At 66.7% G+C, this 16,389-nt stretch carries 15 protein-coding genes; 8 read left to right on the top strand and 7 right to left on the bottom strand.

What is annotated here, in order from left to right:
• The first annotated feature begins 128 nt into the window (after positions 1-128).
• Genes PUN51_RS15765 through PUN51_RS15745 form a run of 5 tightly spaced genes read left to right on the top strand, consistent with a single transcriptional unit; the run spans position 129 to position 4,853 of the window.
• The gene (locus PUN51_RS15765; RefSeq protein WP_275181668.1) at positions 129-911 is read left to right on the top strand and encodes an ABC transporter ATP-binding protein; all 783 of its coding nucleotides are present in this window, start codon (positions 129-131) and stop codon (positions 909-911) included.
• Positions 898-1,608 carry an ABC transporter ATP-binding protein gene (locus PUN51_RS15760; RefSeq protein WP_255173762.1) on the top strand — a complete coding sequence of 237 codons (711 nt, stop codon included), beginning with the start codon at positions 898-900 and terminating at the stop codon, positions 1,606-1,608. Before PUN51_RS15765 ends, PUN51_RS15760 begins: the two co-directional genes overlap by 14 nt.
• A 4-nt stretch (positions 1,609-1,612) precedes the next feature.
• Positions 1,613-2,494 carry a branched-chain amino acid ABC transporter permease gene (locus PUN51_RS15755; RefSeq protein ID WP_159629536.1) on the top strand — a complete coding sequence of 294 codons (882 nt, stop codon included), beginning with the start codon at positions 1,613-1,615 and terminating at the stop codon, positions 2,492-2,494.
• Positions 2,494-3,600, top strand: coding sequence for a branched-chain amino acid ABC transporter permease (locus tag PUN51_RS15750; protein ID WP_275181667.1), 1,107 nt, complete (start codon positions 2,494-2,496; stop codon positions 3,598-3,600). Before PUN51_RS15755 ends, PUN51_RS15750 begins: the two co-directional genes overlap by 1 nt.
• Positions 3,597-4,853, top strand: coding sequence for an ABC transporter substrate-binding protein (locus tag PUN51_RS15745; protein ID WP_224023830.1), 1,257 nt, complete (start codon positions 3,597-3,599; stop codon positions 4,851-4,853). Before PUN51_RS15750 ends, PUN51_RS15745 begins: the two co-directional genes overlap by 4 nt.
• 16 nt (positions 4,854-4,869) lie before the next feature.
• Here the strand turns inward: PUN51_RS15745 and PUN51_RS15740 are convergent, their stop codons facing one another.
• The 7 genes from PUN51_RS15740 to PUN51_RS15710 all read right to left on the bottom strand — a co-directional run bounded on the left by PUN51_RS15740 (position 4,870) and on the right by PUN51_RS15710 (position 12,549).
• Positions 4,870-5,490 carry a PadR family transcriptional regulator gene (locus tag PUN51_RS15740; protein WP_275181665.1) on the bottom strand — a complete coding sequence of 207 codons (621 nt, stop codon included), beginning with the start codon at positions 5,488-5,490 and terminating at the stop codon, positions 4,870-4,872.
• A gap of 69 nt (positions 5,491-5,559) precedes the next feature.
• Positions 5,560-6,972 carry a vanillate/3-O-methylgallate O-demethylase gene (gene ligM / locus PUN51_RS15735; protein ID WP_275181663.1) on the bottom strand — a complete coding sequence of 471 codons (1,413 nt, stop codon included), beginning with the start codon at positions 6,970-6,972 and terminating at the stop codon, positions 5,560-5,562.
• 39 nt (positions 6,973-7,011) lie between these two features.
• Positions 7,012-7,884 (bottom strand): formyltetrahydrofolate deformylase, encoded by an 873-nt coding sequence (purU, locus tag PUN51_RS15730; RefSeq protein WP_159629544.1) that lies wholly within the window; start codon positions 7,882-7,884, stop codon positions 7,012-7,014.
• An 11-nt stretch (positions 7,885-7,895) separates the two neighbouring features.
• Complete coding sequence (locus PUN51_RS15725; RefSeq protein WP_275181661.1) at positions 7,896-8,792, bottom strand: methylenetetrahydrofolate reductase; 897 nt, start codon at positions 8,790-8,792, stop codon at positions 7,896-7,898.
• A 120-nt stretch (positions 8,793-8,912) separates the two neighbouring features.
• Positions 8,913-10,403: an aldehyde dehydrogenase family protein gene (locus tag PUN51_RS15720; protein ID WP_275181658.1), complete on the bottom strand. Its 1,491-nt coding sequence runs from the start codon at positions 10,401-10,403 to the stop codon at positions 8,913-8,915.
• Positions 10,404-10,449: 46 nt separating this feature from the next.
• On the bottom strand, positions 10,450-11,415 hold the full coding sequence (locus tag PUN51_RS15715) for a VOC family protein (RefSeq protein ID WP_275181656.1): 966 nt from the start codon (positions 11,413-11,415) through the stop codon (positions 10,450-10,452).
• Positions 11,416-11,451: 36 nt separating this feature from the next.
• Positions 11,452-12,549: a 4-oxalomesaconate tautomerase gene (locus PUN51_RS15710; protein WP_275181654.1), complete on the bottom strand. Its 1,098-nt coding sequence runs from the start codon at positions 12,547-12,549 to the stop codon at positions 11,452-11,454.
• A 206-nt stretch (positions 12,550-12,755) separates the two neighbouring features.
• On the opposite strand from PUN51_RS15710, the gene PUN51_RS15705 reads away from it, so the two are divergent.
• From PUN51_RS15705 to PUN51_RS15695, 3 genes are read left to right on the top strand one after another with little or no spacing between them, the layout of a single operon-like run.
• Positions 12,756-14,105, top strand: coding sequence for an aminomethyl transferase family protein (locus tag PUN51_RS15705; protein ID WP_159629554.1), 1,350 nt, complete (start codon positions 12,756-12,758; stop codon positions 14,103-14,105).
• 34 nt (positions 14,106-14,139) lie between these two features.
• Positions 14,140-15,552: a vanillate/3-O-methylgallate O-demethylase gene (ligM, locus tag PUN51_RS15700; RefSeq protein ID WP_159629556.1), complete on the top strand. Its 1,413-nt coding sequence runs from the start codon at positions 14,140-14,142 to the stop codon at positions 15,550-15,552.
• The gene (locus tag PUN51_RS15695) at positions 15,542-16,387 is read left to right on the top strand and encodes a DUF1932 domain-containing protein (protein ID WP_275181651.1); all 846 of its coding nucleotides are present in this window, start codon (positions 15,542-15,544) and stop codon (positions 16,385-16,387) included. The genes ligM (PUN51_RS15700) and PUN51_RS15695 overlap by 11 nt, the downstream gene beginning before the upstream one ends.
• The last annotated feature ends 2 nt before the right edge of the window (positions 16,388-16,389 follow it).

Below are 16,389 nucleotides of genomic sequence, written 5' to 3'. Positions count from 1 at the left end.
CCCGAAGTCCTGACCGCCAAACGATTCCAAAATCGTTGACAATTTCGTCCGCGATCCGTACCGTCGGTTTCGTGCAGTGGTGATCGACTGCACCCATTCCTAGCGATGATGCGACAGGAAGGTACAGGGTGGCCGCGAGCCTGAGCCTCAAGGACGTCAGCCTGCACTTCGGCGGGGTCAAGGTGCTGCAGGACGTCAGTTTCGACGTCGAGCCTGGCGTGATCTTTGGCCTGGTGGGCCCGAACGGTGCCGGCAAGACCTCCCTGTTCAACTGCATCAGCGGCCATTACCGGCCAAGCTCCGGTTCGATTTCCATCGACGGGACCGAGGTTTCCGGGAGCGCCCCGTCCCGGATGGCCCGCCTTGGACTTGCACGCACCTTCCAGCATCCGGCACTGCAGCTGAACGCCACAGTCCTGCAGAACGTGCTCCTCGGAGGGCACACGCGGCTGCCCGGCGGCCCGGTCTCGTGGGCGCTCAGGATGCCCTACACCGTCCGGGCCGAGCGCGCCGTCCGCAGCGAGGCGCTCGAACTCCTCGCCAAGGCCGGGCTGGGCTGGGCGGCGGATGTGCCTGCCGACGAACTCTCCCACGGGCTCCATAAAGGCATCGAGCTGTGGCGGGCCCTTCTTTCCAGGCCCGCACTGCTTCTTCTCGACGAACCGGCAGCCGGGCTCTCCCACGGGGAAGTTGAACAACTCATCGCCACCGTGAAGCGCCTCCGCGCCGAGCAGGACGTCACCATCATCATCGTGGAGCACCACATGGGACTTATCTCCGCGCTCACGGACCAGGTGGTGGTCCTGGACCACGGGCGGAAGCTGATGTCGGGAACTGCGGCGGAGGCCCAGTCCGATCCGCGCGTTATCGAGGCCTACATTGGGAGGGACGCCGCTGATGACGCTGCTTGAACTCACGGACGTGACAGCGTCCTACGGCCCCGTGCAGGTCCTGGACGGGGTCTCGCTCAGCGTGCCGGACGGCGGGTCCGTGGGCATCCTGGGTGCGAACGGGGCGGGCAAGACCACCACGCTCCGTGCCATCAGCGGCAGCGTCAGGACCGGTGGACGGATCAGGTTCGATGGCCGGGACATCCGGGGCCTGCGGCCGGACCAGGTGGCCGCGCTGGGCATAGCCCACGTACCCGAGGGCCGGGGCACCCTGGGCCAGCTGAGCGTGCGCGAGAACCTGATGGTGGGCTCCTACCTGCGCAAGGACCGTAAGGCCATCGCCGGCGACATTGACTACTGCCTTGACCTGTTCCCGCAGCTGCAGGACAGGGTTGGCTCCCGGGCAGCGGCACTCTCGGGCGGCGAACAACAAATGCTCGCGGTGGGCCGCGCCTTCATGGCCAAACCCAAACTGCTGCTCCTGGACGAAGCCTCGCTGGGGCTGGCGCCCAGTACCGCCAAGGCGGTCTACCAGGCCATCCGCCGGCTGCGGCTCGAGTCCGGGATCGCCATGCTGGTGGTGGAACAGAACGCAAACCTCGCGTTCTCCCTGGTGGATACCGCCACCGTCCTGGAAACGGGCCGGAACGTCCTCACCGGAACCTCGGCCGAACTCAAGGGCATGGACGAAATCCGCCGCGCCTACCTCGGGGGCTGACGGTATGGGAACCTTCATCCAACTGGTCGTCGACGGCCTCGCCACCGGCTCCATCTACGCCGCCCTGGCCCTGGCCATCGTGCTGGTGAATCAGGCCACCGGCCTGATCAACTTCGCGCAGGGCGGCATGGCGGTGCTGTCCGCCTACATCGCGTATGTTTTCGTGCAGCTCGGCCTGCCGCTCATCCTGGCCATCATTATTGCCATTGTCCTGTCCTTCCTCTTCGGCGCACTGGTGGAACGCTTCCTGATCCGGCGGTTTGAACGGGGGGATCCGGACACCGCAGTGGTGGTGACCATCGGCCTGCTCACCCTGGTCACGGGCATCTGCGCGGTCCTTTGGGGCTACAACAACCTGGGGTTCCCGTCGCTTTTCCCGCTGACCAGCGTTGAAATCCTGGGGGCCGTGGTAAGCGTCAGGTCCCTTGCCACCGCCGTGACCATCGTTGTGATCATGGTGGTCCTGCAGCTGCTCTTCCTGCGCACCAAGCTGGGACTGGCCCTTCGCGCCGTTGCCGACAACCCGGCGTCGGCCGCTTTTTCCGGCTTGCCGGTGGGCCGCCTGCTCATGGTGGGATGGGGACTTGCCGCCACCCTGGGGGCGATTGCCGGCGTCCTGGTGGCTCCGCAGCTGACCCTCACGCCCGGCATGCTGGACACCGCACTGGTCTACGCGCTCGCAGCCGTGATCCTCGGCGGCCTGACCAGCCCCATCGGCTGCGTGGTGGCGGCATCGGCCATCGGTGTCCTGGAAAACCTGGTGGCCGTCTACGTTCCCCTCATTGGCCACGACCTCAAAATCGCCGTGCCCTTCGCGCTGATCTTCGTCATCCTCATCGTTCGTCCCCAGGGCCTGTTCGGCAGAAAGGTCGTGGTGAGGGTCTGATGAACGCCGTTGCCGCCACCGCCCGCAGGCCATGGGTCCGGATTGTCCTCGCCGCCGTCGTGGCCGTGGTGCTGATCGTGGCCCCGCTGGCCCTGCCGGCCTTTGCCAACCAAACGCTGGTCCGCATCGGTGTCTATGCCGTGGCGGTGCTCGGGCTGAACATCGTCATGGGCTACACAGGCCAGGTCAACCTCGGGCAGATCTTCTTCGTGGGGCTGGGCGCCTATGTCACCGCGTACGGCGTCAACCATGGCTGGAACATCCTGCTGGTGTTCGCTGCCGCCTGCGCCGTTGCCGGCGTGGTGGGGCTGCTGGTGGCCCTTGCCGCGGCCCGCCTGGGCGGCCTTGCCATCGCGATGGTCACCATCGCCCTCCCGATCGTCGGCGTGCCCCTGGCCAAGCGCCTCTCCGAATTTACCGGCGGCTCGCAGGGGATTTCCGCGCGGTTCACGGACGCCCCGGACTGGTCCGGGCTGGACAACGACCAATGGCAGTTCTACATCGTCCTGGTGGTGGCGGCCGCGGCCTTCCTGCTGGCGCGGAGCCTGGTCCGGGGCAAGTACGGGCGGGCATTTGCGGCCGTCCGGGAAAACGAGGCCGTTGCGGCCTCCATGGGCATTTCGCCCTACCGGACCAAGGTCCTCGCCTTCACCATCGCCTCCATCTTCGGCGGTGCCAGCGGCTTCCTGTACCTCGCGGCCGTGCAGTACACCTCGCCTGAGACCCTTAGCTTCGGCCACTCCATCAGCCTCCTGGCCGCGATGGTCATTGGCGGGGCCGGAAGCATCGCCGGTTCCCTCCTGGGAGGCGCCTACTACGTCTTCGTCCCGCAACTGACCAACGCCATTGACCCCAACCTCACCACCATCAGCCAGGGCGCCATCCTTCTGGCGGTGCTGTTCCTGCTGCCCGGCGGCCTGGTCAGCCTGCCCCGGGTGGTGCGGCGGCTGGCCCGCCGGACCGATGCCGCCCGCGGCCGCTCCACCGGCCGTTCCACCGCGGCCCTTCCACCGCAGACCTCCGAGCAGAACGCTCCAGCGCACCATCCGGTACCGGACAGTGCGCTGGATGGACACGAACAAACAGAGAGGCAGGATGGACCATGAAGATGAGAAAGAAGCCCGGCGGGGTACTTGGCATCGTTGCCGTGACGGCCGCCGTCGCGCTTTCCCTGTCCGGATGCAGGGGTGACAGCGGCGGCCAGGGCGGCGGTTCGGCGTCCTCCCCGGGGATCACGGACTCGGCGATCACGCTGGGGATCACCACGCCGCTCAGCGGCGCCACTGCCGGGCCGGGCAAGTGCACGGTCGCCGGGGTCTCGGCGTACTTCGGGGCCGCGAACGCCGCCGGCGGGGTGAAGTTTGGTGACGGCAAGACGCGCACCGTAAACATTAAGTCCTACGACGACGCCTACGACCCACAAAAGTCCCTGGCCAACTTCCAGCAGATGGTGTCCGACAACGTGTTTGCCGCCACCGCGGGCCTGGGGACGCCCACCAACAGGGCATTCCGTGACGCTGCCATCAGCCAGAAGGTCCCGCAGGTGCTGGTGATGACCGGTGACCCGCTCTTCAGCGACCGGAAGCAGAGCCCCTGGCAACTGGGCTTCGTGCCCGTCTACCAGAATGAGGGTGCCGCGTTCGGAAAGCTCCTGGCGAAGTCGGGTGCGCAGCACAAGGTGGCCATCCTGTCGCAGAACGATGACTACGGCAAGGGCTACGTCTCGGGCTTCAAGGAGGCCATCCAGGGGGCGTCCAACATTTCGGTGGTGGGCGAGCAGACCTATGAGGCCACCGACACGTCCGTTGATGCCCAGCTCACCCAGCTGGCCTCCTCCGGGGCGGATGTCTTCTTCAACGCCATGTCCATCACCCCGCTCACCATCGCCTCGCTGCAGAAGGCGCAGCAGATCGGCTGGAAGCCCAGCTGGTTCCTGCCCTCCAACACGTCCAGCCCCACAGCGATCCTCGAACCGGGTGGCGCCTCCGCCTACCCCGGCATCTACTCAGTGTCCTTTGCCAAGGCACCGCAGAGCCCGGCGTTCGCCAAGGACCCCGACGTCGTCAAATTCCTCGACGAACTGAAGAAGTACGGAAACTACCCGGACATGCCGGCCTTCCCGCACTGCATGTGGAGCTACATGGTGGGGGCCACCCTTGAAAAGGCGTTCCAGAACATGAAGGAGCCCACGCGGGACAGCTTCATGACGGCGCTGCGGGATATCAAGGACCTGAAGGCGCCACTGATGCTGGAGGGCACGTCGGTCAACACCACGGTGGATGGCCAGCCGGCCGTGTCCTCGGTGGTGGTGCAGAAGTACAACGGCAAGGGCTATGCAACGGCCGAGAACTTTGGCTGATCAACCCCGGGTCTGATCAGCTCCGGGCGGCGCTTGGCACTGGCCTCGTGCCGCCCGAAGCTTCCAGGGCGTCCACCAGTTCCAGCCCGCGCCGGGCCCACGCGATCTCCACAAGCGCCCGGTCCACCAGGCCCTCGTAGGTGAACCTTTTAAAAGCGATGGTCCGTTCGCGGTCGGCCGGATCGGTCACGGCCAGGCGGCGCACCAGCATTGGGTTGTCCACCTGGTCGATGCGCTGGAGCTCACCCTCCCATTGGGCGAGTTCGGACTCCCATTGCTCCTTGTGCCGGCGGAAGAACGCACGGGCGGCCTCCGGCGACGCCGCTTCAAGGTAGGCGGCCCGCAGGTGGGCGGGGTCGCGGACCCGGGCGTACTCCAAGGGGGTCTGCATCCAGTCGAGGAAGGCCTGGTTTCCGGTATCCGTCACGTGGTACAGCCGCCGCGTGGCGCGCTGGCCCCTGGGCTGCTCCTCACCCTCGATGAGGTTCTCCGCTTCCATCTTGCGCAGCTCGGGGTAGATCTGGGAGTCGGGGGCATGCCACACGTGCCCCACCGACATGGAGAACTGCTTCTGCAGTTCGTAGCCTGACAGCGGGCCCACGCGCAGCAGCGCAAGCAGCGCGTACCGAAGGCTCATGCGGTACTCCTCCAAGGGCTCAAGGAAGGTGCGGGGGCGCACTCGCCCCCGCACTCCGGGGTCCCCAGCCTAGGCCGACTGGTAGTTCGTCCGCCACCCGCCGTGGTACGTGGCGCGCGCCACGGTGGAGTAGGGCACGGGGCTGACCACGGCCCGCACTTCAGTCTGCACATGGGGTTCGACGGCGGCCTTGGCGGTTCCGCCATTCGGCTCACCCCACACGACCTTCAGTTCCGTGCCTTCCGGGACGTTGGGATCGATGGTGGCCAGCGACAGGGCCCGGCGTTCGTTGGCGCTGTAGCCGGTGAACATCGAGTAGCCCACCACCGTTCCGTCGGCGTCCACCACCGAGTCGTAGTTGGCCGAGCCGTAGTTTGCCAGGGGCAGGTCAAAGAACTTGTAGCTGGGTCCGTCCACGTTGAACAGCGACGCGAAGATGGAGGTGACATCTTCCGCGTCCCAGGCCAGGGTGACCTTCTTGCGCTGGGCGGCGGGGTCGATTTTCTGGAGTGCGTCGCGGCCAATGAAGTCGTGGTCGAACTTGACGAACGAGCCGTAGCCCAGCTCCCACGGGGTCAGGTAGTAGTCCTCGATGTTCCCGGACACAAACGAGCCCGCCAGGGTCCCGGTGGCTTCGTAGCCGTCAGCGGGCAGCCATTCGCGGTAGCCGCGCTCCGCTTCGCCGGTGTAGATGGCGGGCAGCGGGGACGGGATCCAGCCGGACTCGAGGGTGTTGGATGGGTACGCCCGGGAACCGACGGGGACCAGCCCGAACTCGGCTCCGGCCTCCACGATCGCGTCGCGGATGCGGTCGTGGTCCGCGTACGGTCCCCACACCTCCAGGCCCGGTGCGCCGGCCATCCCGTGCCGCAGGGTGCGGACGGTGGTGCCGGCGATGGCCATGGTGGACATGTTGAAGAACTTGAGCTGCTCCAGTGCGCCGCCGTTGAGCTTTTCGATGACCTGCCAGGCGTTGGGCCCCTGGATCTGGAAGCGGTAGTACTGGCGGGTCACGGGGTGGCCGTACGGCCGCGACGGTGAGCGCCGGTCCACAGTGATGTCCAGGTCCCGGTAGCCGCCCGTCTCGCCGTGGTAGAGCAGCCAGTTGGCCGCCGGGGACCGGCCGACGTACACGTATTCGTCCTCCGCCTCGTGGAAGAGGATGCCGTCGCCGATCACGTGCCCGGACTCGGTGGTGGGCACGTACTGCTTGGCTTTGTTCACCGGGAAGGTGGCGGTGGAGTTGATGGCGGTGGCGGTGATCAGCTTGATCGCGTCCGGGCCCTTCAGGAACAGGTTGTCCATGTGGTGCGACTGGTCGTACAGCACGGCCGTCTGCCGCCACGCGGTCTGCTCCTTGATCCAGTTCTGGAAGTCGGCCGGGACCACCGGGTAGATGTAGGAGCCGATCTGGGAGTTGCGGAGGAGGTCAACCGCCCCTTTCGACGCGTCGAGGACTTCCTGCAGGTTTTTCGGTGCCACGTTGAACCTCTTGTTCTGTATCGGATTGGTGGTGGGTCTTTAGAAGACGATGGTCTGGTTGCCGTGCCGGATGACCCGGTCCTCGGCATGCCACTGGACGGCGCGGGAGAGCACCGCGCGTTCCACGTAGGCGCCGCGCGCCTGGAGGTCCAGGGCGGAGTGCCCGTGCGTTACGCGGGCCACGTCCTGTTCGATGATGGGCCCCTCGTCCAGGTCCTTGGTCACGTAGTGCGAGGTGGCACCGATCAGTTTGACCCCCCGCTCCTTGGCCTTGCGGTAGGGCGCGGCGCCCACGAACGCAGGCAGGAAGGAGTGATGGATATTGATCAGCGGCACGGAAACCGCGTCCAGGAATCCGGGGGACAGGATCTGCATGTACCGGGCCAGCACCACGAAGTCCACGTTGCCCTCCAGCAGCTTCAGGATCTGGGCCTCCGCTGCTGCCTTGTCCGGCCCGGCGGAGGGGACGTGGAAGAACGGAACGCCAAAGGCCCGCACATCCTCGGCCGTGTTCGTGTGGTTGGAGATCACCATGGGAATGGTCACCGGCAGTTCACCCCTCCGGTGCCGCCAGAGCAGTTCCAGCAGGCAGTGGTCGGAGGTGGATACCAGGATGGCCATGCGCTTGGGGATGGAGCGGTCGGTCAGGGTCCAGGACAGCCCCAGCGGGGTGAGGGTCCTGGCGAGGTCGGCTTCGATCTCAGGCATCGCGGCGGCCAGGTCCGGCCGGTTGAAGACCACCCGCTGGAAGAAGTCGCCCGACGAAGGATCACTGGAGTACTGGTCCAGGGAGACGATGTTTCCCCTGTTGCGGGTCACCAGGGCGGCCACCGCAGCCACGATGCCCGGCTGGTCCGGCCCGTGGACGATCAGGCAGGACTGGTCCTTGCGGGATTCAGTATGCAGGACCATCGGATGCCGTCCTAGCCCTCTTCCGCGGTGAAGTGCCGGACCCAGTTGGCCGTGGCCAGCAGGCCGCCAAACGTATAGAAGTGCAGGCCAACCTGCCCCGGGAGGTGCTGGTCCTGGCCGGGCGCACGGTCGGCAAGGACGGCGGCCAGGTCGTTCACGAACCGGTCCGGGCCGGCATCGCCCATCAGGTTGGTCAGCGAGAAGCCGTATTTCTTCACGATCATCGCGTTGGCGCCCACCCCGAAACGGCGCGCAAAGCCCAGGAGCCGTTTGACTCCCGCCGGGCCGGGGGTTCCCACGCGGATCGGTGCCTGGATTCCCCTGGCCCGGACCTCGGCGATCCACGCAGCCACAGGTTCGGTGTCGAACGCGAACTGGGTGATGATGGAGGCGCCAAGGTCCTGCGCGGCGAGGGCTGCGGTCTTGTCCTCCAGCGCCCGCCAAAGGTCTTCCTTGCGGATGTCGGGATGGCCCTCCGGATATCCGCCGATTCCCACTTCCCGCACCCCGAACTGCTGCAGGAGGCCGGTGTTGACCAGCGCCAGGGAGTCTTCGTACGGGCCCTCGGGTTCTGCGGGGTCGCCGCCCACCACGAAAAGGTGCTCGGCGGCGCCCACTTCCGCCAGGCGCTGAAGGAACTTTTCGAGCTCGCCCTTCGATGCCAGCCGGCGCGCCGAGACGTGCGGCACGGGAATGAATCCCAGGTCCCGGGCGGCCTTGGCGGCGGCCACCCGCATCTCCAGGTCCTCGTTGCCGAGGAAGGTGACGTTAATGCGGGTGCCCGGCGGAATCCTGTCTTTTGCTTCGATGAGGGCGGGAATGTCCTTGCCGGTCATCTCCAGCGAGAAGTTGTTGATGAGTTCCAGGGATGCTGCCCGGTTGGGGGCGGGCATGATTCGAGTCGTCATCAGGCCATCCTTTCGGCGGGTGCAGCGGTGCACCCACCTCCAAGATTACCTATGTGCATAGGTAATGTCGATAGCTATTGATGGAATCCGGAACCTTCCGGTCCGCCGTCCGTTCCGGGCCTACCCCTGTGCTGCTTCCGGTTCCAGATGGGCGATGGCACGGGTGTCCTGGAAGGCCCGGACCCCTTCAATACCCTGTTCCCTGCCCATGCCGGACTGCTTCATTCCGCCAAATGGCGCGCGCAGGTCCAGTCGGGTTGCCCCGTGGTCGTTAACCCAGACGTAGCCGCAGACCAGGCGTCCGCCCACGCGGTCGGCCGCTGCCGGGTCGGCGGTCCACACCGAGCCGCACAGCCCCGCCCAGGTGGCGTTCGCCGCCTCCACCGCCTCGTCCTCCGTGTCGAACGGGATCAGGGGGATGACCGGCCCGAACTGTTCCTGGGTGACAACCCGCAGCGAGGGGTCCGGATCGATGACCAGTGCCGGGCGCAGGAAGTTCCCGCCGTGCAGTTCAGGGTCCGAGGGAAGGGTGCCGAATTCCCTGACGTCCGCGCCCCCCTCCTTGGCCTCCTCGATGAGCTCAGCCACGAAGGCCTTTTGTACGGGGGAGTGCAGCGGACCCATGGTGGTCCCGTCGTCGAGCCCGTAGCCAATGACCGCCTTCTCCAGCCGCTGCGAGAGCCCGGCCACCACCTCGTCCAGGCGCGACCGGTGCACATAGACCCGCTTCGCGTTCATGCAGATCTGGCCGGTGGTATCGAAGATCGCGGCGTAGAGCCGGTCCAGGTGGGTGTCATCGAGGACCGCGTCCGCGAGGATGACGGCGGCATCGTTTCCGCCGAGTTCAAGCGTTACCCGGGTGAGTGACTTTGCCGCCATTTCCATGATGCGCTTGCCGCCGCCCACGCTTCCCGTGAAGCAGACCTTGGCGATGTCCGGGCTGGTGATGAGCGCAGCCATGTCCGCGTCCTTGCCGGTCACCACGTTCAGCACCCCCGGCGGCAGCTTTTCGGCAATCCGCTGGACCACGCGCGTCGTTGCCAGCGGCGCGGTGGGTGGCGGCTTAACGATTGCCGTGTTTCCCGCCAGCAGTGCGTGCGGGAGCGAGGCCGCGAGGATGGCAATGGGCCAGTTGAACGGCACGATAACCGTCACCACGCCAAGGGGCTGGAAGGTGACCGAGGTGGAGACGGGAATGCCAGGCGCGGGCGGCAGCACCTTGGCGGTGTCGACGTCGGGAGCCAGTTCCAGCGCGAGGTTCCACCTGATCTCGAACACCAGGGAGTCCACCCAGGCCTCCATGCGGATCTTGCCGTTTTCCTGCGAGAGGATGGCGGCATCCTCATCACGGAAATCCGCGATGCCCTCCAGTGCCTGCCGCATCCGGTCTGCGCGCTCCCGTGCACCCAGCGCGGCCCATCCGGGGTAGGCCGCCTTTGCCGCGGCAATCGCGTCCTGGACGTCGGCCGCGCCGGCCGCCGCGGCGTGGCCCACCACTGTGCCAGGCTTGCCCGGATCGGCGATGTCCATCGTGGCGGCGGCCTGCCGTTCTGAGCCTCCGATGTAGAGGCCGGTGGTCACCGGGGCGGACGTATCCACTGTGTTGGTCATGATGATGCACCTCTCTGTGCGGTACTGCCGGGATCCTTTAATTTTCTCACTGGGGGATGTTTGGCGTTCCGTGGGTATGGAATGTCTCGATGGTTTTCATGCCCCAGGCCTGCCCTTTCCTGCGCTCCTCCTGGCTCCACTCCACCACGGGCGAGTCCGGGTCCAGCAGCAGGCGGGCACCGGCGTTGGCCAGTTCGATCCGATTGCCGCCGGGCTCCCAGACGTAGAGGAAGAACGTCTGGTTGATGGCGTGCTTGTGCGGACCGGACTCGATGTGGATGCCGTTTTCAAGGAAGATGTCCGCGGCCTTCAGGATGTCTTCGCGGGTATCCGGGGCGAATGCCACGTGGTGGAGCCGGTTGCCGTGCTTGAGCCAGTCGTCGGAGTAGACGATGTCATAGGACTTGTTGTTGAAGTGGAACCACCAGGCGGCATATCCGCCGTCGTCGAGCCGGATGCGTTCACTCTCCCGCCCGCACAGCGCGTGGACCACGAACTCCCCGTTGGCCACCACGTCCTTGGCCAGGAAGTTGATGTGGTCCAGCCGGCGGGCGTTAACGCCCCGGCCGGGGAAGGCCGAGGCCTGGTTCTTCAGGGCGGGTTTGTCGTCCGTGGCCACGTACCGTTCGGTTTCGTAATAGATGCCCATGAGGTGCCCGTCGGGGTCCCGGAAGGAGTAGGTGGGCCCGGTGCCCACCTCGCCGTCTTTCCAGCCGATGCCCAGGCCGGTGGCTTCGATGGCGTTGACCCGGCGCTCCAGGGCCTCCTGGCTGGTGGTCCGGAAGGTGGTGCGCCCGACCCCGGCATCGGCTGAGGCGGTGAGCTTGAGGGTGTAGCGCTGGTATTCGTCCCAGGTGCGAAGGTAGGCGGACTTCGTGCCGGCGCTGCCGGTCTCCGCCACGACGCGCATGGCGAGCAGGTCGCGGAAGAACCACAGGCTTTCCTCGAACACGGGGGTCAGCAGTTCCACGTTTCCCAGGTGGGCGACGTCGAACGAGGTATACCCGGTCATGAAGCTGTCCTCTCTCAAGGGGTCGTTGTGCAGTGGTTAGGGGCGCGGGCGCGGGAAGACGCGTCCTTCGAAAATCTTCCGAGCTGTCCTGAGGGCAGTTGAGCGGGTCACCGTGCAGCCGTCCGGGGTCTTCTCGATGGCCACCTCGACGTCAAAATGGCCGGTGGGGTGTTCCACCCGGAAGGGTTCCCCCGGTGAAGGAAGCGCGGCCAGGTCATGGCCCACCGACCCCTCCGCCAGCACACCCGCCGCCACCGTGAGTGCTCCGAGTACGCCGATGGAGGTGTGGACCCGGACGGGAAGGAAGCTGCGGGTGGCAATGGCGCCCCCGGCCCGTGGCGGCGCCAGCAGCACCAGCTTGGGCACGGTGGCAGCGCTGACATCGCCCATGCCCATCAGGTCCGCCGCGGCGAGGCGGATCCCGGCCAGCCGTAGTGCCAGGTCTTCATTGGCCTCGAGGTCTGCAGGGGCCTCGTTCCCGGTGATGCCCAGAGCGGCGGCACGCATCAGGACGGTGGGCATTCCGTTGTCAACGCAGGTGAGGTCCACGCCCTCCGTGTGGTCCAGGGTCCTGCCCGTGGGGAACAGGGCGCCGGTCGAAGACCCCGCCGTGCCCTCGAAATTGAGCCGGATGGCTGCCGCCGTCCCCGGAACGCCATCGATGGCCACCGCACCGCCTGCCGCCGGGCCGCCGTCGTAATCCACCACGCCGCCGGGAGTGGCAAACCGTGCGGTGGCCATGCTGCCCGTGTTCAGCATCCGGATGCGCACTTCCGTGTGGCCGTCGGCTGGCTGCACCAGGCCACGTTCCACGGCGAAGGGCCCGACGGCGGCAAGGATGTTGCCGCAGTTCTGCCGGCTGCTGACAAGTGCGGTGTCCACAGCGACCTGGAGGAAAAGGTAGTCCACGTCCGCGCCGGCGTCCGGAGACGGCGCGATGACGGCAACCTTGCTGGTCAAGGGGTGCGCTCCACCCAGTCCGTCCACCTGGCGGGGATCAGGAGAGCCCATGATCCGCAGCAGCAGGTCGTCGCGTTCTCCGGGGTCGGCAGGCAGGTCCGACGCCAGGAACAGGGCACCCTTGGAGGTCCCGCCCCGCATCAGGAGGCAGGGGATCCCCTCTGTATCGGGCATGTGCACCCTCGCGTTCCACGGCGGGCATGGTGCCTGGGCGGCCCATGGTCAGTCCTTTCCGGCGGACAGTGCCAGAAAACCACGCTCTGGAACTCTGGTCAAGACATCCGATACAATTTTGTTAGCAATCGTGTTGGTACTGGACGTCCCGGGCTGCTTTCCACCGTGGACCGAACGATGGAGTTCGCAGTGACAGGGATTTGGCAGTGACAGGGTCTTTGCAGGAGGCGCTGGACCAGGCGGCTTCACCGGTCCAGCTTTTGCGCGATTCGCCCGCCAGCCCCCACGTTTTTCCCGTGCGGGCCGAGTTCAGCAACTGGCGCTCCGAGCAGAATTCCTGGCGTACAGCCTGTGCCCTCCTGGACCAGTCGCACCACATGACCGATCTCTTCCTCTCCGGACCGGGCGCGGAAGGATTGCTGCGCGGGCTCGCGGTGAACTCTTTCGCGAACTTTCCCGTGGACCGTGCCAAGCAGTTCATCGCGGTGAACCATTCAGGGCAGCTCATCGGCGACGCCATATTGGCACACCTCGACGAACAGTCCTTCAACCTGGTGGGCCACCCGATGGCCATCGACTGGGTGCAGTACCACGCCGAAACCGGAGGCCACGACATTGAGGTCTCCCGGGACGGAAACTCGATCGTCCGCGCCGGTGACCCCCGGCTGTTCCGCTACGAACTCCAGGGGCCAACCGCCCTGGCCCTCGTCGAAAAACTCACCGGCGCCCCTGTGCCGCAGCTCGGTTTCTTCCACATGGGGCACCTCCCCATCGCCGGATTGCAGGTCCGGGCGATCCGGCACGGCATGGCCGGGCAGCCCGGCTATGAGCTGTTCGGCCCTTGGGCAGAGGGCGAACGCGTCAGGGACGCGTTGCTACAGGCCGGCGGCGAGTTCGGGCTGACCCAGGTGGGGGCTAAAGGCTACTCGACGGCGAACCTTGAGTCCGGGTGGGTGCCCTCGCCCGTCCCGGCGGTCTTTACGGACGAACGGTTGCGCGGCTACCGCGAATGGCTCCCGGCGTCAGCGGCCGGTTCACTCGGCGGGAGTTTCGATTCGGCGGACATCGAGGATTACTTCCTGACCCCGTACGAGCTCGGGTACGGCCGCTCCGTCGCATTCGACCACGACTTCGTGGGCCGTGAGGCCCTGGAGGCGCTCTCCCGCACACCCTCCCGCCGCAAGGTGACACTCGTCTGGAACCCGGACGACGTCCAGGACGTGATGGGTTCCCTCCTGCGTCCCGGGCTTCCCGCCAAGTACATCGACATGCCCAAGGCCCGCTACGCCCTGTTCCAGGTGGACCGGGTGCTCCAGGGCGGCGTAACGGTGGGCCAGTCCTTTGACTGCGGCTACATCGCCAACGAGCACTCCTTTGTTTCCCTGGCGGCGGTGGACGGACTGGAGGACGGCGCCGAGGTCACCGTGCTCTGGGGCGAAGAGCCCAACTCCGCCAAACTGCAGGTGGAACCCCACCGGCAGGTCCCCATCCGGGCCACCGTCGCCCCCGCTCCCTTCGTGCAATACGCACGCGAGAGTTACCGCGCCACCCACTGAACTGCGCCACCCCTGAACCGAAGGAGAACAGCCCATGGCCCCGAAATCCCTGCAGGACGTGCTCGATGCGGCGGGCAGCACCGTCGAACTGCTGCGCAATTCCCAACTTGGCACCTACATCTATCCGGTGGTTCCCGCCGAGTTCACCAACTGGCGGCGCGAGCAGCGCGCATGGCGTGAAACGGCGGTGCTCTACGACCAGTCCCACCACATGGTCAACTTCTTCGTGAAGGGCCCCGATGCGCTGAAGCTCTTCTCGGACACGGGCATCAACAGCTTCGCCAACTTCCCGGTCAACACCGCCAAGCAGTTCGTGCCCACGGCCTCCAACGGCGGGGTGATCGGCGACGGCATCCTGTTCCACTTGGAAGAGCAGGAATTTGTCTACGTTGGCCGCGCGCCGGCCGCCAACTGGCTCCAGTTCCACGCCGAAACCGGCGGATACGACGTCGAATGCACCTACGATGACAGGTCGCCGTCACGCCCCTACGGCCAGGCTGTCGGCCGGAAGTACTACCGCTTCCAGATCCAGGGCCCCAGCGCCTGGCAGATCATCGAAAAGCTCAACGGCGGGACCCTGGAGCAGGTGAAGTTCTTCCACATGGGCCACCTGGGCATCGCCGGGGAACAGGTCCGCACGCTGCGCCACGGCATGGCGGGAGCCCCGGGGCTGGAAATCTGGGGACCCTACGAACAGCACGGAAAAATCCGGGATGCCGTGCTCGAGGCCGGGGCTGAGTTCGGGCTGGAACCATGCGGGTCGCGGGCCTACTCCTCGAACACGCTCGAATCGGGCTGGATCCCCTCGCCGCTGCCGGCCATCTACAGCAGCGACGCCGAGCGCGCCTACCGTGAATGGCTGCCGGCCACCAGCTACGAAGCGGTCAACGCGCTCGCCGGCTCGTTCGTCTCCGGCAACATCGAGGACTACTACCTGACCCCCTGGGAACTGGGCTACGGCTCCTTCGTCAAATTCGACCACGACTTCATTGGCCGGGACGCCCTCCAGCAGATCGACCCCGCCGCGCAGCGGAAAAAGGTCACCCTCGCCTGGAACGATGAGGACCTGGCCACCATCTGGGCATCGTTCCTGGACCGCGACAAGCCCGGCTACCAGTTCTTCGACGTCCCCAACGCCAACTACGGGTCGTCCAACTACGACTCCGTCATCGACGCCGACGGGACGGGGGTGGGCCTGTCGCTCTTCACCGGCGTGACGGCCAATGAACGCCGGGGCCTCTCGCTGGCCACGGTGGACCCCAACGTGGAGATCGGTACCGAAGTGCGGGTTGTCTGGGGTGAACCCGACGGCGGATCCCGCAAGACCACCGTGGAACCGCATGAACAGATCAGTGTCCGGGCGGTCGTCAGCCCGGCGCCCTACGCGGTCACCGCCCGTACCGAATACCACGGCGGCTGGCGGACCGCGGCCGCCGGTGCACGGTAGTCCGGCGGGAACGGCGGGAACGGCCGGCCGGCCTGTCGCCGTCCTGGGCCTGGGGGAAGCCGGGAGCATCTACGCCCAGGACCTGGCCGCCCGTGGATTGCGGGTGACGGGAACGGACCCTGCTGTCGACGCAGTCCCGCCCGGGGTGCTGCGGGCCCCTGGCATCAGTGAAGCAGTGGCGGGCGCCGGCCTGGTGATCAGCCTGGTGGGAGCCCGCGCCGCCGAATCCGTCCTTGACGAGGCGCTGGCCGCGATGGACCCGGCGGCCATCTTCGCGGACCTCAACACCACCGGACCGGACCAAAAGCGGCGGCTCGCGGAACGGGCGGCCGGGAGCGGCATCCTTTTCGCCGATGTCGCCGTCCTGGCGCCCGTTCCGCGGGGCCGGATCAGTTCGCCCCTGCTGGTCAGCGGCACGGGGGCGGACGCGTTGGTGGCCCTCTTCACCGGATGGAACATCCCGGCCACCAACGCCGGAAGCGAAGCGGGAGCGGCGGCCGGCCGGAAGCTGCTCCGCAGCGTCTTCATGAAGGGGCTGGCCGCCACTGTCCTGGAGTCAGTCACGGCCGCTGAGGCGGCAGGGGCAAAAGACTGGGTCATCAGCCAGATTGCAGCGGAACTTGGCCCGTCAGGCGATGCGCTGGTGGCGCGGATGCTTGAGGGCACGCGGCTGCATGCCGTCCGCAGGGAGGCAGAGATGGTTGAGGTGCGGGACTTCCTGGAGTCGCTCGGGACCGCCCATCCGGTAACGGACGCCAGCATCGAGTGGCTGCATTCGCTCGCACTCCGGCAGCAGGAGCCGGAGGAGGAACAGGTTGCGGACAGTCCTTCCTGACT

The sequence above is a fragment of the Arthrobacter sp. NQ4 genome, from assembly GCF_029077345.1.
Lineage (GTDB): Bacteria > Actinomycetota > Actinomycetes > Actinomycetales > Micrococcaceae > Arthrobacter.
Note: the sequence above shows the minus strand (reverse complement) of the source record. Positions and strands in the feature narration are given on the sequence as shown.

Bases quoted from the DNA above. Each gene is read 5' to 3' on its own strand.
- PUN51_RS15760 (WP_255173762.1), top strand. From the start codon at position 898: ATGACGCTGCTTGAACTCACGGACGTGACAGCGTCCTACGGCCCCGTG.
- PUN51_RS15755 (WP_159629536.1), top strand. From the start codon at position 1,613: ATGGGAACCTTCATCCAACTGGTCGTCGACGGCCTCGCCACCGGCTCC.
- PUN51_RS15750 (WP_275181667.1), top strand. From the start codon at position 2,494: ATGAACGCCGTTGCCGCCACCGCCCGCAGGCCATGGGTCCGGATTGTC.
- PUN51_RS15745 (WP_224023830.1), top strand. From the start codon at position 3,597: ATGAAGATGAGAAAGAAGCCCGGCGGGGTACTTGGCATCGTTGCCGTG.
- PUN51_RS15740 (WP_275181665.1), bottom strand. From the start codon at position 5,490: ATGAGCCTTCGGTACGCGCTGCTTGCGCTGCTGCGCGTGGGCCCGCTG.
- purU (WP_159629544.1), bottom strand. From the start codon at position 7,884: ATGGTCCTGCATACTGAATCCCGCAAGGACCAGTCCTGCCTGATCGTC.
- PUN51_RS15725 (WP_275181661.1), bottom strand. From the start codon at position 8,792: ATGACGACTCGAATCATGCCCGCCCCCAACCGGGCAGCATCCCTGGAA.
- PUN51_RS15720 (WP_275181658.1), bottom strand. From the start codon at position 10,403: ATGACCAACACAGTGGATACGTCCGCCCCGGTGACCACCGGCCTCTAC.
- PUN51_RS15715 (WP_275181656.1), bottom strand. From the start codon at position 11,415: ATGACCGGGTATACCTCGTTCGACGTCGCCCACCTGGGAAACGTGGAA.
- PUN51_RS15710 (WP_275181654.1), bottom strand. From the start codon at position 12,549: ATGCCCGATACAGAGGGGATCCCCTGCCTCCTGATGCGGGGCGGGACC.
- ligM (WP_159629556.1), top strand. From the start codon at position 14,140: ATGGCCCCGAAATCCCTGCAGGACGTGCTCGATGCGGCGGGCAGCACC.